The sequence below is a fragment of the Duganella sp. AC237 genome (assembly GCF_979254035.1).
Window position 1 is genome coordinate 2,565,442 of record NZ_CEEDEW010000003.1, and the last position, 22,883, is coordinate 2,588,324.

Annotated in this window: 18 protein-coding genes and 2 tRNA genes; 11 read left to right on the forward strand and 9 right to left on the reverse strand. The window is 66.3% G+C overall.

What is annotated here, in order from left to right; genetic code table 11:
* The first annotated feature begins 88 nt into the window (after positions 1-88).
* The 3 genes from tilS to AC0IYS_RS11830 all read left to right on the forward strand — a co-directional run bounded on the left by tilS (position 89) and on the right by AC0IYS_RS11830 (position 3,099).
* Positions 89-1,501, forward strand: coding sequence for a tRNA lysidine(34) synthetase TilS (gene tilS, locus AC0IYS_RS11820; RefSeq protein WP_471705318.1), 1,413 nt, complete (start codon positions 89-91; stop codon positions 1,499-1,501).
* A 143-nt stretch (positions 1,502-1,644) separates the two neighbouring features.
* On the forward strand, positions 1,645-2,892 hold the full coding sequence (locus AC0IYS_RS11825) for an aspartate kinase (protein ID WP_463451570.1): 1,248 nt from the start codon (positions 1,645-1,647) through the stop codon (positions 2,890-2,892).
* 114 nt (positions 2,893-3,006) lie between these two features.
* A tRNA-Ser gene (locus AC0IYS_RS11830) sits at positions 3,007-3,099 on the forward strand.
* 54 nt (positions 3,100-3,153) lie between these two features.
* Here the strand turns inward: AC0IYS_RS11830 and AC0IYS_RS11835 are convergent.
* Complete coding sequence (locus tag AC0IYS_RS11835) at positions 3,154-3,927, reverse strand: thioesterase family protein (RefSeq protein WP_471705319.1); 774 nt, start codon at positions 3,925-3,927, stop codon at positions 3,154-3,156.
* 233 nt (positions 3,928-4,160) lie between these two features.
* Here AC0IYS_RS11835 and AC0IYS_RS11840 point away from each other — a divergent pair.
* The 8 genes from AC0IYS_RS11840 (at position 4,161) to AC0IYS_RS11875 (ending at position 13,720) form a co-directional block, all read left to right on the forward strand.
* Positions 4,161-4,253 (forward strand) — tRNA-Ser (locus AC0IYS_RS11840).
* A gap of 265 nt (positions 4,254-4,518) precedes the next feature.
* On the forward strand, positions 4,519-5,916 hold the full coding sequence (locus AC0IYS_RS11845; RefSeq protein ID WP_471705320.1) for a glycoside hydrolase family 5 protein: 1,398 nt from the start codon (positions 4,519-4,521) through the stop codon (positions 5,914-5,916).
* 13 nt (positions 5,917-5,929) lie between these two features.
* Positions 5,930-6,241 carry a DUF2946 domain-containing protein gene (locus tag AC0IYS_RS11850; protein ID WP_471705321.1) on the forward strand — a complete coding sequence of 104 codons (312 nt, stop codon included), beginning with the start codon at positions 5,930-5,932 and terminating at the stop codon, positions 6,239-6,241.
* Between the two features lie 531 nt (positions 6,242-6,772).
* Positions 6,773-7,162 carry a hypothetical protein gene (locus AC0IYS_RS11855; RefSeq protein ID WP_471705322.1) on the forward strand — a complete coding sequence of 130 codons (390 nt, stop codon included), beginning with the start codon at positions 6,773-6,775 and terminating at the stop codon, positions 7,160-7,162.
* A 73-nt stretch (positions 7,163-7,235) separates the two neighbouring features.
* Entirely contained in the window at positions 7,236-7,607 is a 372-nt protein-coding gene (locus AC0IYS_RS11860) for a DUF2946 domain-containing protein (protein ID WP_471705323.1), read from the forward strand.
* A 164-nt stretch (positions 7,608-7,771) separates the two neighbouring features.
* Positions 7,772-9,913, forward strand: a complete 2,142-nt coding sequence (locus AC0IYS_RS11865; RefSeq protein ID WP_471705324.1) for a TonB-dependent receptor — start codon at positions 7,772-7,774, stop codon at positions 9,911-9,913.
* 12 nt (positions 9,914-9,925) lie between these two features.
* A complete protein-coding gene (locus AC0IYS_RS11870; protein ID WP_471705325.1) occupies positions 9,926-11,413 on the forward strand; it encodes a PepSY domain-containing protein in 1,488 nt (495 codons plus the stop codon).
* Between the two features lie 87 nt (positions 11,414-11,500).
* On the forward strand, positions 11,501-13,720 hold the full coding sequence (locus AC0IYS_RS11875) for a formylglycine-generating enzyme family protein (RefSeq protein ID WP_471705326.1): 2,220 nt from the start codon (positions 11,501-11,503) through the stop codon (positions 13,718-13,720).
* A 9-nt stretch (positions 13,721-13,729) separates the two neighbouring features.
* On the opposite strand, the gene AC0IYS_RS11880 is transcribed toward AC0IYS_RS11875, so the two are convergent.
* The 8 genes from AC0IYS_RS11880 to AC0IYS_RS11915 all read right to left on the reverse strand — a co-directional run bounded on the left by AC0IYS_RS11880 (position 13,730) and on the right by AC0IYS_RS11915 (position 22,737).
* Complete coding sequence (locus AC0IYS_RS11880; protein WP_471705327.1) at positions 13,730-14,668, reverse strand: GlxA family transcriptional regulator; 939 nt, start codon at positions 14,666-14,668, stop codon at positions 13,730-13,732.
* Positions 14,669-14,971: 303 nt separating this feature from the next.
* On the reverse strand, positions 14,972-16,312 hold the full coding sequence (locus tag AC0IYS_RS11885; protein ID WP_471705328.1) for a PepSY-associated TM helix domain-containing protein: 1,341 nt from the start codon (positions 16,310-16,312) through the stop codon (positions 14,972-14,974).
* 4 nt (positions 16,313-16,316) lie between these two features.
* Complete coding sequence (locus AC0IYS_RS11890) at positions 16,317-18,533, reverse strand: TonB-dependent receptor (protein ID WP_471705329.1); 2,217 nt, start codon at positions 18,531-18,533, stop codon at positions 16,317-16,319.
* A gap of 87 nt (positions 18,534-18,620) precedes the next feature.
* A complete protein-coding gene (locus AC0IYS_RS11895) occupies positions 18,621-18,998 on the reverse strand; it encodes a DUF2946 domain-containing protein (RefSeq protein WP_471705330.1) in 378 nt (125 codons plus the stop codon).
* A gap of 100 nt (positions 18,999-19,098) precedes the next feature.
* The gene (locus AC0IYS_RS11900) at positions 19,099-20,121 is read right to left on the reverse strand and encodes a patatin-like phospholipase family protein (protein WP_471705331.1); all 1,023 of its coding nucleotides are present in this window, start codon (positions 20,119-20,121) and stop codon (positions 19,099-19,101) included.
* The gene (locus AC0IYS_RS11905) at positions 20,093-20,692 is read right to left on the reverse strand and encodes a hemerythrin domain-containing protein (RefSeq protein ID WP_471705332.1); all 600 of its coding nucleotides are present in this window, start codon (positions 20,690-20,692) and stop codon (positions 20,093-20,095) included. Before AC0IYS_RS11905 ends, AC0IYS_RS11900 begins: the two co-directional genes overlap by 29 nt.
* Positions 20,693-20,742: 50 nt before the next feature.
* A complete protein-coding gene (locus AC0IYS_RS11910; RefSeq protein ID WP_471705333.1) occupies positions 20,743-21,774 on the reverse strand; it encodes an SDR family oxidoreductase in 1,032 nt (343 codons plus the stop codon).
* Between the two features lie 30 nt (positions 21,775-21,804).
* A complete protein-coding gene (locus AC0IYS_RS11915) occupies positions 21,805-22,737 on the reverse strand; it encodes an isoaspartyl peptidase/L-asparaginase (RefSeq protein ID WP_471705334.1) in 933 nt (310 codons plus the stop codon).
* Positions 22,738-22,883 lie beyond the last annotated feature (146 nt).

Below are 22,883 nucleotides of genomic sequence, written 5' to 3' on the forward strand. Positions count from 1 at the left end.
GGGTACGACCCCTTCGTCTTAGGGTTAAGGCGCAGAGTAATCAACCACCGGGAGCTCACGCTCCCGGTTTTGCATTTTGGAGCAGCACTTGAAGAAGCAGCAAATCCCGACCCTGTCCCATATTTTCGAACAAGCCGCCGACGCCGCATTGGCGCGCGTTGGTGCGGAGCAGGGCGGCCGCATCGCCATCGCCCTCAGCGGCGGCCTGGACTCGTCCGCGCTGCTGCATCTGGCGCACGCCTACGCGCAGGCGCACGGCGTCGCGTTGGTCGCCTTCCACATCCACCACGGCCTGAGCGCCAACGCCGACGCCTGGCAGGCGCACTGCGAGCAGGCCTGCGCCGCGCTCGGCGTCACCTTCGAGGCGCGCCGCGTCGAGCTGGTGCGCAAGGAAAAGACCGGCACCGAGGAGGCGGCCCGCAAATCGCGCTACGCCGCGCTGGGCGCGCTGTGCCGCGAGCACGGCGTCCAGTTGCTGTTCACCGCCCACCACCAGGACGATCAGGCCGAAACCGTGCTGCTGCAACTGCTGCGCGGCTCCGGCACCGCCGGCCTGTCCGGCATGGACGCCGCCAACGCCGCGCCGGACCTGCTGGCCAATCCGGACCTCATCATGGTGCGCCCGCTGCTGCCGGCCTCGCGCAAGCAACTGGCCGCCTATGTCGCCGAACACGGCATTGCTTATATCAACGACGAATCCAACGACGACCCGCGCTTCGCCCGCAACGCGCTGCGCCACAAGGTCATGCCGGCACTGGCCGAGGCCTTCCCCGGCTTCCAGGAACGCTTCGCCCGCAGCGCCCAGCACGCGCAATCGGCGCAGCGGCTGCTGACCGAACTGGCGCAACAGGACCTGGCGATGTGTCTCGACGGCGATTGCATCGTGATCGCCAAACTGCGCACGTTGAGCACCGACCGCAGCTACAACCTGCTGCGCTACTGGTTCGGCACGCGCGACCTGCGCATGCCGAGCGCCGCCTGGCTGTCCGAGATGCTGACGCAACTGCTGGAGGCGCGCGACGGCGCCCAGTTGCTGGTCACGCATCCGGACTGCCACGTGCGCCGCCACCGCGACCGCCTGCACCTGACGCCCAAGCTGGCCGACCTGGAAGGCACGCGCGAGGACGAATTCGACCAGACGCCGGGCACCTCCTTCGTCTGGAACGGCGAGAGCGAAATGGCGTTCCCTGCCTACGGCGGCGTGCTGCACTTCGATGTCGCCACCGATGCCAGCGCCGGGTTGGCCCCGGAATGGCTGCGCGGACAAAAGCTGGTGATCGAATTCCGCAAGGGGGGCGAGCGCCTCAAGCCGGCGCACAACCGGCCGACGCGCGGGCTCAAGTACCACTATCAGGCGCTGGGCATTCCGGCGTGGGAGCGCGGCCGCCTGCCGCTGGTGCGCGCCGATAAGCAGATGCTGTTCGCCGCCGGTATCGGCATGGATTGCAACCAGTTGACCGAAGGCTTGGGGCGCATCACCCTGCGTTGGCAAGCGGCATAAAAATTTCCTGGCATTCGCCGAATTTTGTATGTGCATATGCTTATAAGGTATGACTTTATGAGCTTTTTGACTTGTTATTTTGCACTGCGGCATGTAGAGTTAAGGGTTCCATTTACCTTTATTTGAGCGGAAACCTCACTGTTATGGCTTTAATCGTGCACAAATACGGCGGTACGTCGATGGGTTCGACGGACCGTATCAAGAACGTCGCGCGGCGTGTCGCCAAGTGGCATGACGCCGGGCACCGCATCGTCGTCGTGCCATCGGCCATGTCCGGCGAGACCAACCGCCTGATCGGCCTGGCCAAGGAAATCCAGGCGCAACCGGACCCACGCGAGCTGGACATGATCGCCTCGACCGGCGAGCAAGTCTCGGTCGGCCTGCTGTCGATGGCCCTGCTGGCGATCGGCAAGAAAGCCGTCTCCTACGCCGGCTGGCAAGTCGCGATTAAAACCGATTCCGCTTTCACCAAGGCCCGCATCCAGTCGATCGACAACGAAAAGGTCAACCGCGACCTGGACGACGGCAAGATCGTCATCATCACCGGCTTCCAGGGCGTCGATGAAAACGGCAACATCTCGACCCTGGGCCGTGGCGGCTCGGACACCTCGGCCGTGGCCATCGCCGCCGCCATGAAGGCGGCCGAATGCCTGATCTTCACCGACGTCGACGGCGTCTACACGACCGACCCGCGCGTGGTTTCCGAAGCGCGCCGCCTGAAGGCGATCACGTTCGAAGAGATGCTGGAACTGGCGTCGCTGGGCTCGAAAGTGCTGCAGACCCGTTCGGTGGAATTCGCCGGCAACTACCGCGTGCCGACCCGCGTGCTGTCGTCGCTGACCGATCCGCTGCTGGATATCGAAGAAGAAGCCAACTCTGGCACCCTGATTTCGTTTGAGGAAGATACAAACATGGAACAAGCAGTCATCTCCGGTATCGCGTTTAACCGCGATGAGGCCAAAATCACCGTGCTGGGCGTGCCGGACCGTCCTGGCGTCGCGTACCACATCCTGGGACCGGTGGCCGAGGCCAACATCGAGGTCGACATGATCATACAGAATCAGTCGGTCGACGGTAAAACGGACTTCACCTTCACCGTCTCGCGCAACGACTACCAGCGCGCCGTGGACGTGCTGACCGGCACCCAGGCCGAACTGGGCGCGGCCAGCATCACCGGCGACGCCAAAGTGTCGAAGATCTCGGTCGTTGGCGTGGGCATGCGCAGCCACGTGGGCGTGGCCTCGCAGATGTTCCGCACCCTGTCGGAAGAGGGCATCAACATCCTGATGATCTCGACGTCGGAGATCAAAATCTCGGTGCTGATCGACGAAAAGTACATGGAACTGGCCGTGCGCGCGCTGCATAAAGCGTTCGAACTGGAAAAGGCATAAATTTTTAAAAATAATTGGTCTGGTTTCCTTGACCAGATCAGTCCCGGTCTATACCATGGCGGTCGTCTGCTCTGGTGAAGTTTGGCCGGTCGGACAAGGTTGAGCAATCAACTGGGAGACGTGGCCGAGTGGCCGAAGGCACATCCCTGCTAAGGATGCATACGGCTTATACCTGTATCGTGGGTTCGAATCCCACCGTCTCCGCCAAGAATCAGAAAAAAAGCCCCGGCAACGGGGCTTTTTTTCGTCCGTGCCATCGGTTTAACCGATGTTGGGGCGGATTGTCAGAATCTGGGCCAGCGTCCCGATCGGCCCCGTTTCATCATAAATGGTCGAGCTGGTCAGGCCCAGGCCATCGGCGCCAAACGACACCGAGGTGTCAAAGCCCAGCCATTCTCCGCGCGGCGTCGCGAACAGGTGCGCTGTCAGGTCGAGGTTGGGGAAGGCCACGGCCGTCGGCGCGGCGCGTACCGCCATGCCGTTGGCGATATCGAACAAGGACGCGGCGCGGGCGAGGGCGCTGACCGGTTCGTCCGCGAGCAGCGGCTGGCGGGCGCGTGCCCAATACGCCGCGCGGCCGGGCTCCTCGGACGCGCGATGGATGTCGATCGTGGCGATAAAGCCACCCGGCCACACCGTGGTGGGATCCCATCGCGCCATCGCGTCGGGACCGGGTATCCGGTGAATGGCGTTGCCGGCGATGGCGCTCGTATCGTTTGGTTTGACCAGCCAAGCGCGGGCCCGCAGCGCCGGGCGTCCGTTGTGGAGCAGGGTCGCCTCGACCAATTCGATGGTGCGGCCCGAGCGCAGCGACTGCACTTCGGTCTGAACTTCCTCGATCGGGATGACGCCGAGAATATCGAACGCCAGGCGGCCGATTTTGAACCCGTTGCCGCGCCGCGCGCAGTCCCGTTCGATGACGTGGGTGAGCAGCCCCATCGGCGCTGCGATGTGTTGTTCGTTAACGCTCCAGGCGCCGCCGGTGTGTTCGGTGGCGAGAAAGTTTGTATCGCTAAGGCGCGTGAAATAGGCCATGTCGGGTATCCGTTCCAATGCGATCCACTTTGGCCGCATGATTGATCAAATCACTATCATAAGCCAAGGTTGTGCAGTCGGGAAAACGCCCGGCGGCGCGGGTCGCTGGCACGGCAAGTGCCCGGAATCACATTTGTCGGGCGTACCCTTGACCAACTGGCTACCGATCTATATCATAACTCGCGTCCACATTGCTGCTTCACGGCAAGTGGTCATAGTTGAGCGATCGACTAGGAGACGTGGCCGAGTGGCCGAAGGCACATCCCTGCTAAGGATGCATACGGCTTATACCTGTATCGTGGGTTCGAATCCCACCGTCTCCGCCAGAATCAAATAAAAAAGCCTCCCCTGCGGGAGGCTTTTTTATTTGTGCGGCACTTCCGCATGTTTAGCGATAATTAACGAAACATTAATCGGGAATTCTCCCGGTGTTTTCCATCTGCCTTGTTCCATGCGAGTATGGCTAAAGGAGCGTTTGGAAAGCCGCATGCAGTCATTGCAGCAGGTAGCGGGGTCCCGCGACTTCACCACGGAACAACATTTCGTTAATAATCAGGCGCCCCGGCGCGCCTAATAAAAAAGAGAGACATCATGACGAGACTGACCACCGCTGACGCGCAGCCGCGCGTGCAGCCGATTCACCCATCCGTTGCCGATCCATTCGCGGGCCGACTTGCCGTCGGCATGCTGGCCGTCCTGCTGACTGCCTGCGGCGGATCGGGCGCCACATCGGCGGCGGCCGTCGCGCAGCCCGTCGTTGCCGTGACGCCGGCACCGACGCCGGCACCGACGCCCACGCCAACGCCAACGCCAACACCAACGCCAACACCGACCCCCTTGCCTAGCGGCGCCACCTGCAGCAACGCGGTCACCGTGCCGCCGTTCCAGACCAAGACCAGCCTGCCGTTCTGCGCCAGCCTGTCGACTGCCGCAACCGGCGGCGTCGGCAGCGAGGGCGGCAAGTCCTGCCAGCAGCGCGGCGGCTTCGATATCGTCGCCGAAATGGGCGCCGGCTGGAACCTGGGCAATACGCTTGACGCCACCGGCAATACCTCCAGCCCCCTGGCCGACGAAACCGCCTGGGGCAATCCTGTCACGACCAGGGCCAATCTCGACGCGCTCAAGAAGGCCGGCTTCAACACCTTGCGCCTGCCCGTCAGCTGGGACGACCACGTCTCTGGAGCGGCCAAAACCATCGACCCCGTCTGGCTGAACCGGGTCGAGGAGATCGCCAACTACGCCTTGGCCAACGACATGCTGGTTATCCTCAACATCCACCACAACGACGGCTGGGAAATGCCGACCGTGGCGAACGAGGCCAATGCCAAGGACGTGCTCACCAAGTTGTGGGCGCAGATCGCCGCGCGCTTCAACAAATATGAATACCGGCTGATCTTCGAAGTGATGAACGAGCCGCGCGTGACAGTCGCCGGGGTCGAGGATTGGGTTGGCAAACCGGAGTACTACCCGGTGCTCAACCGTCTGAACGCGAGCGCGCTGGCGACCATCCGCGCCAGCGGCGGCAACAACGCGCGCCGTCTGGTGATGGTGCCGACCTACGTGGCGGCGCCGGGCCAGCAGCAGCTCGATGGCTTCGTGCTGCCCGACGACAAGATGGTCGCGCTGTCGACGCATGCCTACTCGCCATACGAATTCGCGCTCAACCAGAAGGGCACGGCGGTGTTCTCCGGGCAGGCCGAACTCGACGCCATGTTCGCCCGCCTCTCCAGCAGGTACATCCAGAAGGGTACACCGGTGGTCATGGGCGAATGGGCCTCGACCGACAAGAACAACGCGGCCGAGCGGGTCAAACATGCGCAATACTATGTGCGCGGCGCGCGGCTGGCCGGCATTCCCACGGTCTGGTGGGACAACGGCAACATGACCTGGTCGCAGACCGCAAGCGACGTGATGGGCATTTTCGAACGCAGGAACAATAGCTTCCCGCGCCAAGATATCGTCGACGCGATCATGTGCGGAGTCCGCTAACGCAGCCATGCTAATGACGGCATTGATGCCGGCGTTCTCGCGCACGGTCGCGTCGAATGGCGCGGCCAATGCCGTGCTGCTTGAAATTTGTTCCGCCATGGGCGTCAAGGTCTCGAAGTCGCCGGATTCGGACGGCGAGCAAACCGGCATGATGAACGACTGCCCCTATTGCCGGGTTCACTTCGACGTGCCTGTGCTGCCGCCCGCGCCGGCCCAGCTGCCACACTTCAACATCACTTCGGAACGGCCCGCGCTGTTCTACCGTTCCCCGACGCCGCTGTTTTCCTGGGTCGTCGCCAATCCGCGCGGTCCTCCCGCAGCCTGATATCCGCCTAAGTGTGCCGCCGGCCCGTCCGGTCCGCGCACGCAAGTTACTCCCGACCGACGTACCCGCCAGCGGCCCGTACCCGCATCGCCACCTTTTGCGCGCTTGTGCTGCCGCTGTTGGCAAACGCCAATTACCGGCGCCGCGGGCACCAACGACTATTTATATTTGAACAATGTCGCAACGGGTGCGGATATTTACCAACAGCGGGTGGGCGACGATTTGTATATCACATCGTGGTCGGATATCCAATAACAGTGGAACGGGGGATTCCGGTGTTATGCTCCTGGGATGGTTTACCGGGGGAATACGATAGAATTCTTTGTTACCGCAGACAACTCGACGTATCCGGTGTCCTGATAAGGAGCGAAAGATGACCACCATTTCCAACAATAGCGTCCCAAGCGCGGACGCGATAGCGCCGCGGCGCCCCACCAGCGTCGCTGTCACCGGAAGGAGCGAGTCGTACCTGGGTAAAGCCCTGGTGCAAACGCCCGAAAAAAAGCTGAAATCGTCAAAGCCAGGGCCGATATGGCGGCGGCGTCGACCGCGTCCGAGAAGCAACTTCAGGATGTGAAAAAAAAGTTCTCGGCCGAAGGCATGGAAAGTCATCAAATGTACTTGCCGAACATCTCCGACTTGTCGCTCGAAAATGCCAGGAAGTCGTTGGGCGTCGCCGAAGTGATGATCAAAAATAAGGAGGATGTGGGGGTCACCGTCAATGGCCGCTATGGCGACAAGGACATCTCCGACCTTGGCAGCTACAAGGCAGCGTTGACTGACTACATCAGCAAGTATGAGACGGCGGTGTCGACGGCGACCGGGGGAGGCGGAAGCGTCCCCTCCCAGGCGAGCACGACCGCCGCATCGACCTATCGTCAGATGCAAGTTCTGATCGACAAGGGCGGCAACAAAAGCTAGTTGCACGGCGTCTGCAGGCGCGCGCGAGGTGTTCATTGTCGGCACCCCGGCGCACATGGCGTAAAATAGTCGAATGTTCATTCCACGACAGCGACGACGGTACGTCGCATGGCTGCTTTGCGCAGCCATGCTGATGACGGCATTGATGCCGGCGTTCTCGCGCACGTTCGCCTCGGATGGCGCGGCGAACGCCGTGCTGCTTGAAATCTGTTCGGCCATGGGCGTCAATATCGTCAAGTCGCCGGATTCGGACAGCAAGCAGACCGGCATGATGAACGACTGCCCCTATTGCCGGGTTCACTTCGACGTGCCTGTGCTGCCCCCCGCGCCGGCCCGGCTTCCCCACTTTCAGATCACCTCGGAACGGCCAACGCTGTTCTATCGTTCCCCGACGCCGCTGTTTTCCTGGGTCGTCGCGAATCCGCGCGGTCCGCCCGCCGCCTGATATCCGCCTGGCCTGTGCTGGCGGCTTCGCCTGTCCGCATAAGCACGTACTCCAGACCCACGCACCTGACCGCGCCGCTGCACAGAGGCAGCCCCTGCCAGGTAACGCCGTCTGCCGAGGGCCGCCCATGGCGGCCCGGATTATCCATTTCGCGTCCCGATACCATGAACACTATTTCCCATTTGCCTGCGGCCCGCACCCGCGTCGCCACTTTTTGCGCGCTGGCGCTGCCACTGCTGGCCGCCAACGCCAGCGCCTTCCCCGCCGGGGAGGACGCCACCTTGCCAACGGTGGTCGTGTCCTCGCGCGCCGACAACGGCGGCCTGCGTTCCCAGACCGGCACCGGCTCCAACCTCGACCTGAGCCGCTTCGACACGCCGGCCAGCGTCGACGCCATCACCCGCGACCAGCTCGAGCGGCGCGGCGACACCAGCCTGCTGGATGCCATCACCCGCGCGCCCGGCATCAGCGCCATGCCGCATCCCGGCAATGGCGGCTCCTCGGTCGCCGCGCGCGGCTTCACCGACACGCTCTCCGTGATGCGCCTGTACGACGGCATGCGCCAGTACGGCGGCGCCGGCCTCACATTCCCGTTCGACACCTGGTCCATCGAGCGCATCGAGGTGCTGCGCGGACCGGCCTCGGTCATCTACGGCGACGGCGCGATCGGCGCCGTGATCAACGTGGTGCCCAAGAAGCCCACGCGCGGCGCCATCCAGACCGAGCTGCAGGCCGGCCTGGGGACCGAGGGCAGCCGCCGATTCGCCGTCGGCAGCGGCGGCGCCATCGACGACAAATGGTCGTACCGCGTCGACGCCAGCACCGACCGCTCCGACGGCTGGGTGGAGCGGGGCGAATACAGCACCCGCGCCTTCTCGGGAGCGCTACGTCTCGACATCTCCCCGCACCTGAATGTGCAGCTTGGCGTGGCAAAGGGCAGGCAAAAGCCGATGAAGTACTTCGGCACGCCGCTGATCGACGGCAAGCCCGATCCGGCCTTGGCGGAAAAGAACTACAACGTCGCCGACAGCGTGATGCGCTATGACGACCGCTGGATCGATCTGCTGGTGAACTGGACCCCGAACGACAACGTCAGCGTGCGCAGCCGCTTCTACGACATCGACAGCGACCGCCACTGGCGCGATGTCGAAGCGTACCGGTACAACCCCGTAACGCGCCTGATCGACCGTTCCGACGCCACCGAGATCTACCACCGGCAATCGCAAACGGGCAATACCACCGACGCCGCGTTCAAAGGTGCCTTGCTCGGTCTGGCCAATCAGTTCTCCGTCGGTTTCGACGTCAACTCCAGCGACTTCAGGCATACCAACAACACCTATGTCGGCAGTGCGCCCTCGGTCGATCCATATCATCCTGTGCCGGGTTCGTTCAGCAGCCCGGTGCCGACCATCCCGCGCTACGACAGCGACGCGAAGCAGTACGCGCTGTTCGCCGAGGACCGGCTGGCGCTGGACGAGCGCTGGTCGCTGCTGGCGGGCGTGCGCTACGACCATGCGACCTTGCGCCGCACCGACCTGGTCGCCAACCGACCGGCCTACGACAAGACCTCGACCAATGTCGGATGGCGTCTGGGCACGGTGTTCCAGGTGACGCCGTCGCTGGCGCTTTACGGCCAGTACGCCAAGGCGGCCGATCCGATCAGCTCCCTGTTCTTCCTGTCGGCGGCCAACAGCCAGTTCAAGAACGCGACCGGCCGGCAACTCGAGGTTGGTGTCAAGCAGGCCTTCGCGCAGGGCGGCGAATGGACGCTGGCGCTCTACGACATCACCAAAAACAATCTGCTCACGCGCGACCCGGCCAATCCGGCGCGCAGCGTGCAGGTCGGCGAGCGCAGCTCGCGCGGCATCGAGGCGACGGTGATGGCGGTGCTGGCGCCGGGATGGAGCGTGGAGGCCAACGCCTCGCTGCTGCGCGCGCGGTTTGACGATTTTAGTGAAGCGTCGGGCGCAAGCCTGGTCTCGCGCGCGGGCAACGTGCCGCCGGATGTGCCCCGGCGCCTGGCCAACATCTGGCTCAACTGGGAGTTGATGCCGGCATGGACCGCCAGCGCCGGCTTGCGCTATGTCGGCGAACGCAACGCCGACAATGCCAACACGCTGAAGCTGCCCGCTTACGCTGTTACCGACGCGTCGTTGCGCTGGAAGCTATCGGCCGACACCAATCTGACGCTGCGGGTCGCCAATGTCTTTGACAAGCGCTATTTCACGACCGCGTATTATTCGGCGACCCAGTGGTTCTACGGCCAGGACCGGCGCGTCGACATGATCGTCAACCACCGCTTCTGACCCGGAGGCGCGATGCGACGCTATATTTATCTGCTGCACCGCTGGACCGGTATCGTCATGTGTGTGTTGATGGCGCTGTGGTTCGTCAGCGGCGTGGTGATGCTGTTCGTCGGCTATCCCAAGCTGACGCCGTGGGAGCGCCTGGGCGCGCTGCCGCCGTTGCCAACAGCGGGCTGTTGCATCGAGCCCGGGCGCGCGCTGGCGCACAGCGCCGCGCCGGCCGACGTCCAGCGGCTGACGCTGACATCGATCGCCGGCCGCCCGCATTATCTGTTGCTGGAAGGGGACGGGCGATACACGCGGGTGGACGCCGTCGGCGGCACCGCGTCCGGCCGGGCGGACAAGTACGCCGCAATCGCCGCTGCGCGCACTTTCAAGCCTGGCGCCGGCGCGCTATACCTGGGCGCGGTCGATGAAGATCGCTGGACCCATTCGCGGGCCTTGAATCCACACCGGCCGCTGCATATCGTGGACCTCGGTGACGAGGCGTCCACGAGGGTGTACGTGTCTTCCTCGACCGGCCAGGTGGTGCTTGACGCGCCGCGCGCCGAGCGCTATTGGAACTTCGTTGGCGCCTGGTTGCACTGGATGTACATGATCCGCCAGCAGAACACCGATCCGGTGTGGACCTGGACCCTGATCGGCCTGTCCGCCGTCGGCGTGCTGTCGGCGCTAACCGGCCTGCTGAACGGCGTTTGGCGCTGGCGATTCAGCGGCCGCTACAAAAGCGGCCAGCGCACGCCGTACCGCGACGCATATATGCGCTGGCACCACATCCTTGGCCTCGTTTTCGGGCTGGTGCTGTGCACCTGGATGTTCAGCGGGTTGATGTCGATGAATCCCTTCAATATTCTCGGCGCCAAGGGCGCGCGCCCCGACGCGATCGCGATGCAGGGCGCATCGCCGGCGAGCTTGCGCCTGCCGCAAACCGTACCGCAGGTGCTGGAGCGCCTGCGCACCGGGTCCTTTGCGCCGCGCGAGCTGGAGTGGGGCGTATTGAATGGCCACCCGTTCATCCTGGCGCGCGACGGCATGAACGACACCCGCATTGTGGACGCGACCGGCAGCGGCTTGCGCATCCTGACGTCCTGGCCCCTGACGCAACTTGAGGACGCGGCGCGCCGGCTGCTGCCGTATCGGGTGGCGTCGTTCGACATGCTGACCAGCTACGACGCGCAGTATTTCGCGCGCGAACAGGCGTCCATGTACGGCGCCAACGAACGCCGCTTGCCGGCCTTGCGCGCGGTGTTCGACGATCCGGAAAATACGTGGGTGTATCTGGATGCGCGCACCGGCCAGGTCGAGCTGAGCGCCGACAAAACCCAGCGCCTCGGACGCTGGCTGTTCAACTTCCTGCACAGCTGGGATATTCCCGTATTGCTGACACCGTCCTGGCCGCGCGAAGCGGCCATCATCGCGCTCAGCATCGGCGGCTTGCTGCTGAGCGCGACGGCTGCGGTCATCGCGTTGCGCCGGCTGCGTGCCATCGTCAGGCATTAGCGCGGCGGTTTCCAGTTCCCTGGCGGGCGCAACTAGTGGACAATGTGGTGTCGTCCACAAACCTGTCGAACCCCGGAACCGCCAACGATGAAACCAAGCCGCCGCCACGCACACGCCCGATTTTTCGTTCACTGCCTCGCCGGCATCCTGCTGGCGAACGCCGGACCGGCGGCTGCCGCCGCCGAACCGCTCAAAATCGACGTGCGCGGCAGCCAGATCCTCGGCCCCGATCAGCAGGACAGCGGCGAGGCGGACTGGCTGGCCCGCCTGAACAACTGGAAGCGCGACACCACCGGCCAGCACGCCCCCTGGCTGGCGGCGATGCGCGCGTGGCGCGTCGACCAGCTCGCGAAGATGGGCTACGACGACGCCCAGTACCGGCGCCCGGAACTGCGCTGGACGCAACGCGATTTCGTGCAGACCCAGGCGATGATGGAAGACCGCTACCTGTACGATCCGGCCACCGGACGCTACACCGTCGACCGCTTCCTCGACGATTTGAAGCAACGCTACGGCGGCATCGACAGCGTGTTGCTATGGCCGGTCTATCCGAACATCGGCATCGACGACCGCAACCAGTGGGACATGCTGCGCGACCTGCCCGGCGGCGTGGCCGGGGTGCGGCGGATGATCAAGGACTTCCACGCGCGCGGCGTCAAGGTGTTCTTCCCGACCATGCCCTGGGATACCGGCTCGCGCGATCCGGGCACGACGATCCACGAGGCGACGGCCGCGCTGATGGCCGAGATCGGCGCCGACGGCATCAACGGCGACACGATGTTCGGTTTGCCGCTGGAGTACCGCACCGCCGCCGACGCCACCGGCCACGCCATGGCGCTGGAGCCGGAGCTATCGTTCAGCGATGACCGCATGCTCGCGTACAACAACCAAAGCTGGGGGTACTGGCCGGCGTCGCCGGTGCCGCTGGTGAGCAAATGGAAATGGCTGGAGCCGCGCCACCAGGTCCATGTGTGCGACCGTTGGGCGACCGACCGCACCACCTTGCTGCAGGACGCCTTCTTCAACGGCGTCGGCGTGCAGAGCTGGGAAAATGTCTGGGGCTGGTGGAACCGGATCACGCCGCGCGACGGCGAGGCCTTGCGCCGCATCGCGACGATTTACCGCGCCTTCCCCGAACAGCTGGTCGGCAGCGGCTGGCGGCCGCACGTGCCGACCTTGCACCACGGCGTCTATGCCAGCGAATTTCCGCTGCCCGGCAAGACGCTGTGGACGCTCATCAACCGTACCGACTGGCGCGTCGACCAGCGCGTCATGCGCGTCCCGCATGCGCAAGGCCAACGCTACTTCGACGTCTGGGATGGCAAGGAAATGACGCCGACGGTGGCGAACGGTTACGCCGAGCTGGGCGTCGCGCTGGAAGCGCATGGCTACGGCGCCGTGCTGCGCCTCGATCCGGGCGTCGATGTGGAGGGCCTGGCGACGACGTTGAAGATGCTGGCGAAGCAGGCCGCGCGGCCGCTGGCATCGTACGCGAACGGCTGGACGCCGCTGCAGCAAAAGATGGTGGCCATCGCCGCCTCCCCGGCGGCACGTACCACGCCAGACGGCATGGTGAAGGTGCCCGGCGCGCTGTTCGACTTCCAGGTCCACGGCATCGAGATCGAAGGCGAGAACAAGCCGGGCCTGGATGTGCAATATCCGTGGGAGCCGGTGGCGCGCCGGCACCATGTGCGCAGCGTGCCGATCAAAACCTTCTACATCGACAAGCACCTCGTCACCAACGCGCAGTTCAAGCAGTTCCTCGACGCCAGCGGCTACCGGCCGGCGGACGCGCATAACTTCCTGCGCCACTGGACCGCTGGCGCCCCCAAGGCGGACGATGCGCAGCGCCCGGTGGTGTGGGTGTCGCTCGACGACGTGCGCGCCTACCTGCGCTGGGCCGGCAAGCGCCTGCCTAACGAATGGGAATGGCAGTATGCGGCGCAGGGCCGGGACGGCCGCCTCTACCCATGGGGCAACGAGTGGAACGCGGCGATGGTGCCGGCGCCGGAAAAGGGGCGCGAATTGACCGCGCCGGAAGCGGTCGGCCAGCGTCCGCAGGCGGCCAGCCCGTTCGGTGTCGAGGACCTGGTGGGCAATGTCTGGCAATGGACCAACGAGTTCGCCGACGAGCACACCCGCGCGGCGGTGCTGCGCGGCGGCAGCTACTACCAGCCGCAAAACTCGTATTGGTACTTCCCGCAAGCGTACAAGCTCAACGAGCATGGCAAGTACCTGTTGATGGCGCCGTCGAAAGACCGCTCGGGCGCGCTGGGCTTCCGTGGCGTCAAGGACGCGGCGGACTGACGTGGATGTTCACCGTGGCCGGAAGCTGCGCCGGTAGTCTTGCGGACTGGTCCCGACCTGTTTGCCGAAGCAGGCCCTGAAGGCAGCGCTGGAACCGAAGCCGGTGGCGTTCGCGACTTGCTCGACCGACAGCGCGCTCGTTTCCAGCAGCGACTGGGCGCGCCGCACGCGCGCGCCGAGCAGCCATTGCAGCGGCGAGGTGCCGGTCTGCTGGATGAAGCGCCGGCACAGGGTGCGCTTGCTCAGCGCGGCATGGTCGGCGATCGCTTGCAGGGTCAGCGCCCGGTGCAACTGCGACTCCATCCACTTGAGCACCGGCTGCAGCGCCAGCGACGACGACGGCTCCGGGTGCACGATGAACTGCGCCTGGCCGCCGCTGCGCTCGAGCGGCATCACCGCTTCGCGGGCGGCGTCGGCGGCCGCCGCCGCGCCATAGTCGCGCCGTACGAGGTGCAGGCACAGGTCGAGTCCGGCGGCGGCGCCCGCCGACGTCAGCACTTTGCCGTTGTCGATGAACAACACGTTCGGATCGACGTCGACGGCCGGGAAGCGCCGCGCCAGCGCGGCCGCCGCCATCCAGTGGGTGGTGGCGCGCCGGCCGTCGAGCACGCCGGCGGCGGCCAGTACGAAGGCGCCGGTGCAGATCGAGGCGATGCGCGCGCCGTCGGCGGCCGCCGCCCGGACGGTCGCGAGCACCGCCTCCGGAATCGGCACGTCGATGTCCTCGATGCCCGGCACGATCAAGGTATCGGCGCCGCGCGCGTGGCCCAGGTTGAAGCGGGTGTGCAGATCGAACAGCCTGGTGGCGACCGACGGCGCCTCGCCGCAGACGATGACCTCGTAGGGAACGGGCACGCCCGCCACGTGGGTGCGGCTGAAGACCTCGCTGGCGATGGACAGGTCGAGTGGGATGACGCCATGTTGCGCCAGGATGGCAATTTTATGCATGGCAGGATTATATCGGCCGTATTGATTTACGCCAGCGCTCCGGGCGGCTTTGGCGCGAAACCGGCGCAACTCGGCCATCCAGCCCGTGTTCGTCCGCGGGCGCCGGGCCGATGCCATCACGCGGCGCGGCGCATGACGTATCTTTTGCTCAAAGCCCTGCACATCATCGCGGTGGCGACCTGGATCGCCGGCATGCTGTTGCAGGTGTTTTTGGTGCGCGCCATGGCGGCGCGCCTTGGGGATCAACAACCGGGCGCCGCCATGGCGCTCGACGCCGCCGTGCGGTGGGAGTGGCTAGGGCGCTTACGCCCGGCGCTCAAGCAGGCGGTCGATCAGCAGCACGCACGGCGCCGACAGCGCCAGCAGCGGCATCAACGCCAGGCCGGCCAGGGCCGCCAGCAGCCATCCCGGGCCGACCGCGCGCCAGGCGCCCGCCGGCAGCCTGGGCAGACCGAGCGCGCCGGGCTTGCGGCGCTTGAAATACATCACCCAGCCGGAGACGATCGAAAACAGCATCGCCACGCCGAAGCCGATCAGCAACGCCTGGTTCCACCATCCCAGCTCGCCCCGGTGGAAGGGGATGCCGGCCGTCGTCAGTTTGCCCAGCAGCGGTTGCTGCGCCCAGCCGTATCGGTGCAACACCGCGCCGCTGTAGGCATCCAGCGCGGCCTCGAAGCGCAGCGTCGGCGCGCTGCGCTCGGCCATGGAAACGCGCCAGACGCCGCGCGGGCCGGCCGGCGGCGTCAGTTGCAGCGCCAGGCCCGGCGCCAGCGGCCGCGCCTTGTCGAGCGCGCCTTGCCAATCCAGCGCCGGCGCCATGCCTGCCATTGCCGGCGCGCCCCGCATCGTTGCCGGCGGCGTCGACACCAGTCCGCGCGGCATCGTCGGCGATGCCTGCCCGGTCAGTTGGCGCAGATAGCGGATGTCCGGCCCGGCGTAGGCGCTCCAGGTCAGTCCGGTGGCCAGGATCGCCAGGGTCAGCAAGCCGAAGGCGACCCCGATGAAAGCGTGCCACTGGCGCCACGCCTGGCGGCCGCGCAGTTTCCACGCCGGCCAGGCGGCCTTGGGCCACCACAGCGCCACGCCGGTCGCCAGCATGACCATCAGCCAGCTGGTGGCCAGTTCGATCATCCAGCGCCAACCGTCGCCCTGCAGCAGGCGCGAATGCAGCCGCTTGGCCCACTGGCCGAAGCGCTCATCGTTGGCCAGGGTGCCAAGCACGCGCGCGTCGGCGGGATCGACAAACACGGTCACCGCGCCGGATGGCTGTCCAAACGCCGGCCGCGCCGGCGCCGCCGGCTGGTCGGCGCCGTGGCGATGTGCAGGCGCCATGTCGGTAGCGGCGGCAAACGTCACCTGCACCGATGCGTCGCGCGCGCCCGGCACGAGCACCGAATGGACGAGCGATGACGCCGGCGCCGCCGCGCGCGCGGCCGCCACCATCGCGTCGAGCGCGACCTGGCGCGGCGCCGGCGCCACCCGCTCCAGCTTGCCGTACAGCGCGTCCTCGATCTGCGGCGTGAACGCGTACAGCAGTCCGGTCAGCGCGGCCACCACCGCGAACGGCGACGCCACCAGCGCCGCCCACCAGTGCACCCGCCATAGCAGCGCGGTGCGCGCAGCCTGCATGCGATTGTCGGTCATGGCGTCATTTCCCATAGGTGTAGGTCAGGCCCAGCGCGACGCTGCGCGGCGCGCCCTGCGTGTACTGGTTCTGGCTGTTGGGGAGGTAGGGGCCCAGGCCGGCATAGGAGCTGGAGGCCGCGTCGGCGAAGCGCTTGTCGGTCAGGTTGCGCAGGTGGATCCAGACGTTCCAGCCGCCCGGCAGGCGCTGGCTGCCGCGCAGGTTCAGCAGGGTGTGGCCGCCGTAGGCCGCCGTGTTGGCGTTGTTCATCCAGTAGCGGCCCTGGTGCGCGAGGCCGACGGCGATGCGGGTGCCGGGCGCCGGTTTGAACCCGACCTCGGCGGTGGTCATGTCGTGCGGCGCCTGCGGCATCTCGTTGCCGCCGAAATCCTGGCTCGCCGACACGCGGTAGCGTTGGTAGCGGTGGCGGGCGAGGGCCGTGCCGAAGCGGGCGTCGATCCGCTTGCCGTCGTAGTTCAGGCCCAGTTCGAGGCCCTGGCTGCGCGTGCGCCCGGCGTTGCGGTTCTCGCTGTTGCCAGGCGAGATGGTATAGCCGACGATGGTGTCGCGCCCGGTAAGGCGGTACAGCGCCGAGTCGAGCCGCAGCGCGCCGCCGAGGAAGGCCAGCCGCAGGCCGAGCTCCAGATTGCGGTAGGTGGCCGGATGCAGGTCGGGGATGCCGGTCTTGCCGTACAACTGGCTCACGTCCGGCGGCGTGAAGCCGTCGGCGATGTTGGCGTACACGTTGGCGTCGGGCCCGAGCACATAGCTGGCGCCGGCCTTGGGCGTGAAGCGGGCGAAGCGGCGCCGCTCGTCCGGCGCGCCGTAGTTGGCGCTGCCACCGGGCGCGAGGTGGTTGCTGTAGTCGTAGCGGATGCGGTCGTAGCGTCCGCCGGCCACCACGCGCAGGCGCGGCAGCGGCGTGAACTCCCACTGCGCGAAGACGGCGTCGTTGGCGATGCCGGTGTCGTAGTCGCGCACGCCGAGCGGCTGCGCTGCGCTCGCCACCGTGTAGCCGGTGTAGCGGCCGCTGGCCGGATCGCGCACGACGGCCAGGTTATCGCTGACATAGGGATTGTCGGTGCGGTCGATGTAGACGCCGGCGATCAGCCGCGTGTCCAGCCAGGCGAAGCTTTGCACGTGCTTGAGGTCGAGCCCGAGCGAATCGACGTGGTTGTTGTTCTTCGCGCCCCGGCACGCGCTCGGGCCGCAGTTGCCGATCTGGTAGCTGGGGATTTGCCCATGGTCGTTGCGGCGCGCGAACAACGTCACGGTGCTGACGCCGCGCGCGCTCGTCTCGCCCTCCCAGGCCAGGGTCGCGCGCGTGGCCTTGTCGCGGCGGTAGGTGAAGGTGTTGAGGCTCTTGCCCGCACCGGCGCGGTAGTCGTCCTCGAACACGCTGCCCGGCATGGCCGAATCGAGGTCGGTGCGCACCACGGTGGCGCGCAATTGCGACGTGTCGGTGAGGGCGTAGTCGGCGCGCAAGGTGAACGAGTCCTTGTCGCCGTAGCTGTATTGTTGCCAGTTGTCGCTGTCGCGGCGGCTGCTGTAGTGCGAAAAGCGCAGGCCAAGGCGGCCCCACGTGTCGCTGGCGGCCGTGTCGTAGCGGGTGAAGCCGGCCACCGGCTCGCGCCGCACGCCGAGCATCGCGTAAGGCTTGCGCGAAGGGGCCGCCGTCACCAAGTTGACCGCGCCGGCGACGGCGTTGCTGCCGTACAGCGACGAGGCCGGGCCTTTGATCACCTCCACGCTGTCGGCGCCGGCCAGGTTCATTTCATTGAGCGAGTTGTGGTTGAACACGCCGAGCGGGCGGATCGGAATGCCGTCCTCCAGATACTGGTACACCGCGCTGGTGGTGATCGGCTGGCGGATGGCCATGCTGTGCTGCTCGTTGCCGAGGTCGTTCCAGTGCACGCCGGCGATGCGGTTCATGGCGTCGCCCATGGTCTTGGGCTGGTCGCGCCGCAGCACGTCGAGCTCGACGACGCCGATGGCGCTGGGCGTCTCGGACAGTTTGGTGGCGGCGCGCGCGCCGCTGACGACGACCACCTCGACGACCGGGGTGTCGTCCGCGCGCGCCGGAGCGGCCAGCGCCATGAGCGTGGCGAGCGCGGTCAGTGTGGTAAGGCCGGTGGCGCGCAGCCGGGGCGATGGCGGTGCGCCGGCGCCGGCGTGGCCGAACGGTGGGCGAGGGCGGGCCGGCGCCGCGAACACGCGGGCGCCAGAAATGGCTGGGGTCATATGGACTCCTGAAAAGGTCGAAACGAAGCCGTCCGCGCAGGCGCGGCCGGCACCGGCCGCAAAGGCCGGTTGGCTCAAGGACGCGAATCAGGAAGTGGCGGGCGGGGCGCGCGATTGCGCGGGCGTCCAGGTGAACAGCGGCCGCGGGGCCTGCAGGAACAGGCGGGGAACGATTTCGCCCAGGCCGACAGGGTGAACCATGGACGGCGCTTGTGGCAGCGGTCCGGCCAGGTCGGCATGGTGGGCGCAGAAGGGACAGTGCTCGCCCTGCATCAGCGAGCCCGACGGCGAACGCGTGCCGTCGTCGTCTGCCAGTTTGACCAGCTTCATGCCGGCGCTGGTGCAGATCTCGGCCCAGCCGCCGACGGCGGTGGCGCGCGAAATCGACGGCGCCAGCACGGCGAACACCATCGCCAGGCAGGCGAGCCAGGCGGTCAGGCGGTGGAGGCGGGAGGCGGTCTTCATTTGCCCGGAAGTTTAGCATAAAGCTAATCTTGCTGTGAGGCCGTGGCGGCCATCGCCGCGCCGGCAGACCGACCAGCCCTGGTGCCGGAGCCCGCTGCGCTTACGCGAACGCCCGCTCGAGGTCGAGCGTGGAGCGCACCCCAAGCTGGTCGGCGTCGGTGCACAACCATTGTTCGGCCGCCTCCACTCCGCGCCGGTGCAGATGGGTGATGAAATCGCGTTCCGCGTTGAACTTGCTCGACACGCGGTAGTCCGACAAGGTGTCGTTCCCACTGATCAGGTGCAAACGCGATCGGTTGGCGTGCACGGACGTGCCTTCCTGCTCGTCGGGCGCGTCCAGCCCGTGCTTGAGGGTCGCAAGTTCGCGCACGAAGCTGATGTTGAAGGCGATTTCATTGGCACGGTTGCTGATGTCCGCAAGGTTGCGCGGCATGGTCGAGCGCGAGACCGGATTGTTCTGCACCACGATCACGTCGCCGGCGTTGCGGTCGAGTAGCGGCGCCAGCGGCGGGTTGGCCACATAGCTGCCGTCCCAATAGCTTTCCCCGTCCACCTCGACGGCGGCGAACACCGTCGGCAGGCAGGCCGACGCCAGCAGCGACTGCACGGTGATCTCGTCGCGCGTGAAGATGCGGCCCTTGCCGGTGCGCACATTGGTGGCCGCGATGAACACAGGGATGGTGTCGGCGGCGCGGACCCGGTCGAAATCGATCAGGCGCGACAGCAAAATGCGCAGCGGATTTTGCGTGAGCGGAATCTCGAACACCGGGCCGGCCAGCACGCCGGCCATTTCCAGCCCGTGATAGGCGGGCGACGCTTCCATCGTCCAACCGCCGATCAGGTGGTCGAGCAAGGTGCGCCGCATCGGGCTGAACGAGGCGGCAGTTGCCAGCCCGGTCCAGAAGCGTCGCAACGCCCCTTGCGCGCCGCGCCGGCCGCCGCCGTGGGCGTAGCCGTCGGCCAGCACCGCCGCGTTGATCGCGCCCGAGCTGCTGCCGGTCAGGCAGTCGATTGCCAGGTCGTCCTCGTCGAGCAGCCGGTCGAGCACGCCCCATGTAAAGGCGCCGTAGGCGCCCGCCCCCTGCAGGCCGATGCTAACCGTTCTGGGCTTGGAGTCGCGCATTGGCCGATCCTTTCAAGAGATGACCGGCCGCGATGCCGCCTGCCAGCGCCAGGACCAGCGCCGTGGTGCTGCCGGAAAAACCGACCACGCCGCTGGCGGCGATCGTGCCCGCCTTGCCGCCGACCAGTTGCAGCCGGCGCTTGGTCATCTGGATGCCCATCTCGCTCAGCTGGTCGGCGCTGAGCAATTTCTCCGCATTGGCGAGCAGCACGGTTTCCTCGTCGGCCACATGATGCATGACGATGCGCATCAGTTCCATCAGCAGGCGGTCGTGCTCCTCGTCGATGGTGGTGCTGGCGCGCAGCCGGGCGATGAGTTGCCGCATCTCATCGTGTTCGGGTTCGCTCTTGGCGGTGACGGCGTCGGAGCTGAGGCGGCGCATGGTGGGATAAAAACATTCCTCTTCCAACGTCGCGTGGATTTCCAGCGCGGTGCAGATATGGGTGGTCAGCGCTTTTTTGACCCGCTTTTTGGCCCCGCCCGTGTATTGGTGAAAGGCGAGCAAGACATGGCTGTGGTCCATGCGGATCATGTCGGTGATGGAAGGGCTGAGTTTGCTAAGTGAGAACATGGCTGACTCCTCGATATTTAAAATGGCGTGGCGCCGCAGTTCGCGGTCGCTTATTTCTCTTGCGCAGCGGCGGCCTGTGCGCTGAGTTTCCATGCCGCCAGCAAAGTTCCGCCCACCAGCAGCGACAGCGCCAGCGGCTTGCCGCGCGTGCTCAGGTAGGTGTAGGCCGAGCGTTCATGCACCTTGTTGCGATGGCCGCCCATGCGCTCCTTCAACTCCATGCCGTTCGACGCGTACAGCGAATCGGCGCGGTTGGGCACGGTCGGCTGGTCCTTCTGCTGCTGCTTGAACATGAACAGGTTCATGAACTTGTCCATCGCGCGCGGCATGATTTTGCTCTCCAGCGAGATCATCTTCGAGGCGCCGCCGACGTAGATGTCGCGCTGCGGGTGCTCGGCCGCGTACAGGATCGCGTCGGCCACCACCTCGGGCGCGTACAGCGGCGCCGGCAGTTCGGGCTCGTTCGCCATGTAATTGCGGGCGTGGCCGGTAAACACGGTGTCGATACCGGCCGGCTTGACCAGCGTGACCGAAATCGGCACGTTGTCCTTTTCGATTTCCATCCGCAGCGAGTCGGTGAAACCTTTGACCGCGTGCTTGGAGGCTGAATACATGCCCTGCAGCGGCACCGCGCGGTCGGACAGTTCGCTGCCAAGATTGATGAGCGCGCCGCCGTGGGCCTTCATCAAGTCCAGCGCCACCAGCGAGCCGTGCACGACGCCCCAAAAGTTGGTTTGGAACAGTTTTTCCTGGTCGGCCAGCGGCACGTCCTGGTTGCGCCCGTAAATCGAGATGCCGGCGTTGTTGACCCAGGTGTCGATGCGGCCGAAGCGCTGGATGGCCGCGCGGCCGAGGGCCGCCACCTCGTCACGGTTGCCGACGTCGGTCGGCACCGCCAGCGCCTCGCCGCCGGCGGCGCGCAGTTCGGCCACCAAGGTATCGAGCGCGGCGCTATCGCGCGCCGCCAGCGCCAGGCTGGCGCCCTTGCGCGCGGCCGCGCGCGCGGTCGTCAAGCCGATGCCGCTGGTGGCGCCGGTGATGACCATCACTTGGGAGTGCAGGGGTTTCAAACGGCTCGTCATTTTTTTTCTCCAGAAAGGTGGGTGATTAAATCAATTGTTTCCGTTGGCCACGGCCCACGGCATGTCGCGGTTGCTGCGCGCGCCGCTGTCGGTGGGGCTGACAGCGATCAGGCCGATGTCGATGGCCGGCTCGAACAAGGTCAGCGCGCGCTCCAGCGCCGCCGGCAATGCCATGCCGTCGGCCAGCCAGCCATGCACCCGGTGCGCCAGCAGGTGAGGCACGATGTGCTCGCCGATACCGGTGACGGCCACCGCGCCGGCCGGCCCGGCATAAAAGCCGGCGCCGATGATCGGCGTGTCGCCCACGCGGCCGAGCAGGGCAGGCGCGCAGCCGCCGGTCGAGCCGGCCACGGCGAAGTGGCCGGCGGCGTCGCGCACCACAGCGCCAACGGTGTCACACGGTTCGCCCGGGGCGATCGCCGGCGGCGTCGGGTAGTTCCAGTATTGCGCGAAGCTGGCGTTGTCTTCGCCGGGAACCAGGCGCTTGCCGTGTTGCAGATCTTCAAGCATTTCCCGGTGCTTGCGCAGCGCCTGTTCGGTGGTGGGATTGTGGTCGCCGGCGCCGATGTGGCGGGCGAAACGCAGCGCGCCTTCGCCGCACAGCAGCCAGTGTGGCGTGCCGGCGACGGCCGCCGCCACCTCCACCGGATGGCGCACGCGGCGCAGGCCGGCCACGGCCCCGAGGCGGCCCAGGCTGTCCATGACGGCCGCGTCCATTTCGATGGTGACGCCGTCCATGCGCAGCACCGAGCCGGTGCCGGCGTTGAAGCGCGGGTCGTCCTCGAGCATGCGGACGGCGGCCACCGCCGCCTGCACCGCGTCGTCGCCCGCGCGCAGCCGCGCCAGCCCGGCGCCGGCGGCGGCCACGCAGCCGTCCTGGTCCGCGATATCCGCGCCGGCGCCGCCGTGCGCGACCACGACCGGGGCCTGGCGCGAAAATGTTGGGTTGGAAATTGCTGTCATCGGGGTTCACTGATGGGGATTGAAGCCTTCATCATGCACGCGATCCGCGTCGCGCGATGTAGGCGCTTCTCGAAGGACGAGGTAGGAATTTGACGTATGTGGATGAGTGCGTTAAAGCGGCGCCAGCGTGCGCTGACACACAGTCC

Excerpts from the sequence above, each read along its gene's own strand:
- AC0IYS_RS11825 (WP_463451570.1), top strand. The coding sequence starts at position 1,645 with ATGGCTTTAATCGTGCACAAATACGGCGGTACGTCGATGGGTTCGACG.
- AC0IYS_RS11835 (WP_471705319.1), bottom strand. The coding sequence starts at position 3,927 with ATGGCCTATTTCACGCGCCTTAGCGATACAAACTTTCTCGCCACCGAA.
- AC0IYS_RS11845 (WP_471705320.1), top strand. The coding sequence starts at position 4,519 with ATGACGAGACTGACCACCGCTGACGCGCAGCCGCGCGTGCAGCCGATT.
- AC0IYS_RS11850 (WP_471705321.1), top strand. The coding sequence starts at position 5,930 with ATGACGGCATTGATGCCGGCGTTCTCGCGCACGGTCGCGTCGAATGGC.
- AC0IYS_RS11855 (WP_471705322.1), top strand. The coding sequence starts at position 6,773 with ATGGCGGCGGCGTCGACCGCGTCCGAGAAGCAACTTCAGGATGTGAAA.
- AC0IYS_RS11860 (WP_471705323.1), top strand. The coding sequence starts at position 7,236 with ATGTTCATTCCACGACAGCGACGACGGTACGTCGCATGGCTGCTTTGC.
- AC0IYS_RS11865 (WP_471705324.1), top strand. The coding sequence starts at position 7,772 with ATGAACACTATTTCCCATTTGCCTGCGGCCCGCACCCGCGTCGCCACT.
- AC0IYS_RS11870 (WP_471705325.1), top strand. The coding sequence starts at position 9,926 with ATGCGACGCTATATTTATCTGCTGCACCGCTGGACCGGTATCGTCATG.
- AC0IYS_RS11875 (WP_471705326.1), top strand. The coding sequence starts at position 11,501 with ATGAAACCAAGCCGCCGCCACGCACACGCCCGATTTTTCGTTCACTGC.
- AC0IYS_RS11880 (WP_471705327.1), bottom strand. The coding sequence starts at position 14,668 with ATGCATAAAATTGCCATCCTGGCGCAACATGGCGTCATCCCACTCGAC.
- AC0IYS_RS11885 (WP_471705328.1), bottom strand. The coding sequence starts at position 16,312 with ATGACCGACAATCGCATGCAGGCTGCGCGCACCGCGCTGCTATGGCGG.
- AC0IYS_RS11890 (WP_471705329.1), bottom strand. The coding sequence starts at position 18,533 with ATGACCCCAGCCATTTCTGGCGCCCGCGTGTTCGCGGCGCCGGCCCGC.
- AC0IYS_RS11895 (WP_471705330.1), bottom strand. The coding sequence starts at position 18,998 with ATGAAGACCGCCTCCCGCCTCCACCGCCTGACCGCCTGGCTCGCCTGC.
- AC0IYS_RS11900 (WP_471705331.1), bottom strand. The coding sequence starts at position 20,121 with ATGCGCGACTCCAAGCCCAGAACGGTTAGCATCGGCCTGCAGGGGGCG.
- AC0IYS_RS11905 (WP_471705332.1), bottom strand. The coding sequence starts at position 20,692 with ATGTTCTCACTTAGCAAACTCAGCCCTTCCATCACCGACATGATCCGC.
- AC0IYS_RS11910 (WP_471705333.1), bottom strand. The coding sequence starts at position 21,774 with ATGACGAGCCGTTTGAAACCCCTGCACTCCCAAGTGATGGTCATCACC.
- AC0IYS_RS11915 (WP_471705334.1), bottom strand. The coding sequence starts at position 22,737 with ATGACAGCAATTTCCAACCCAACATTTTCGCGCCAGGCCCCGGTCGTG.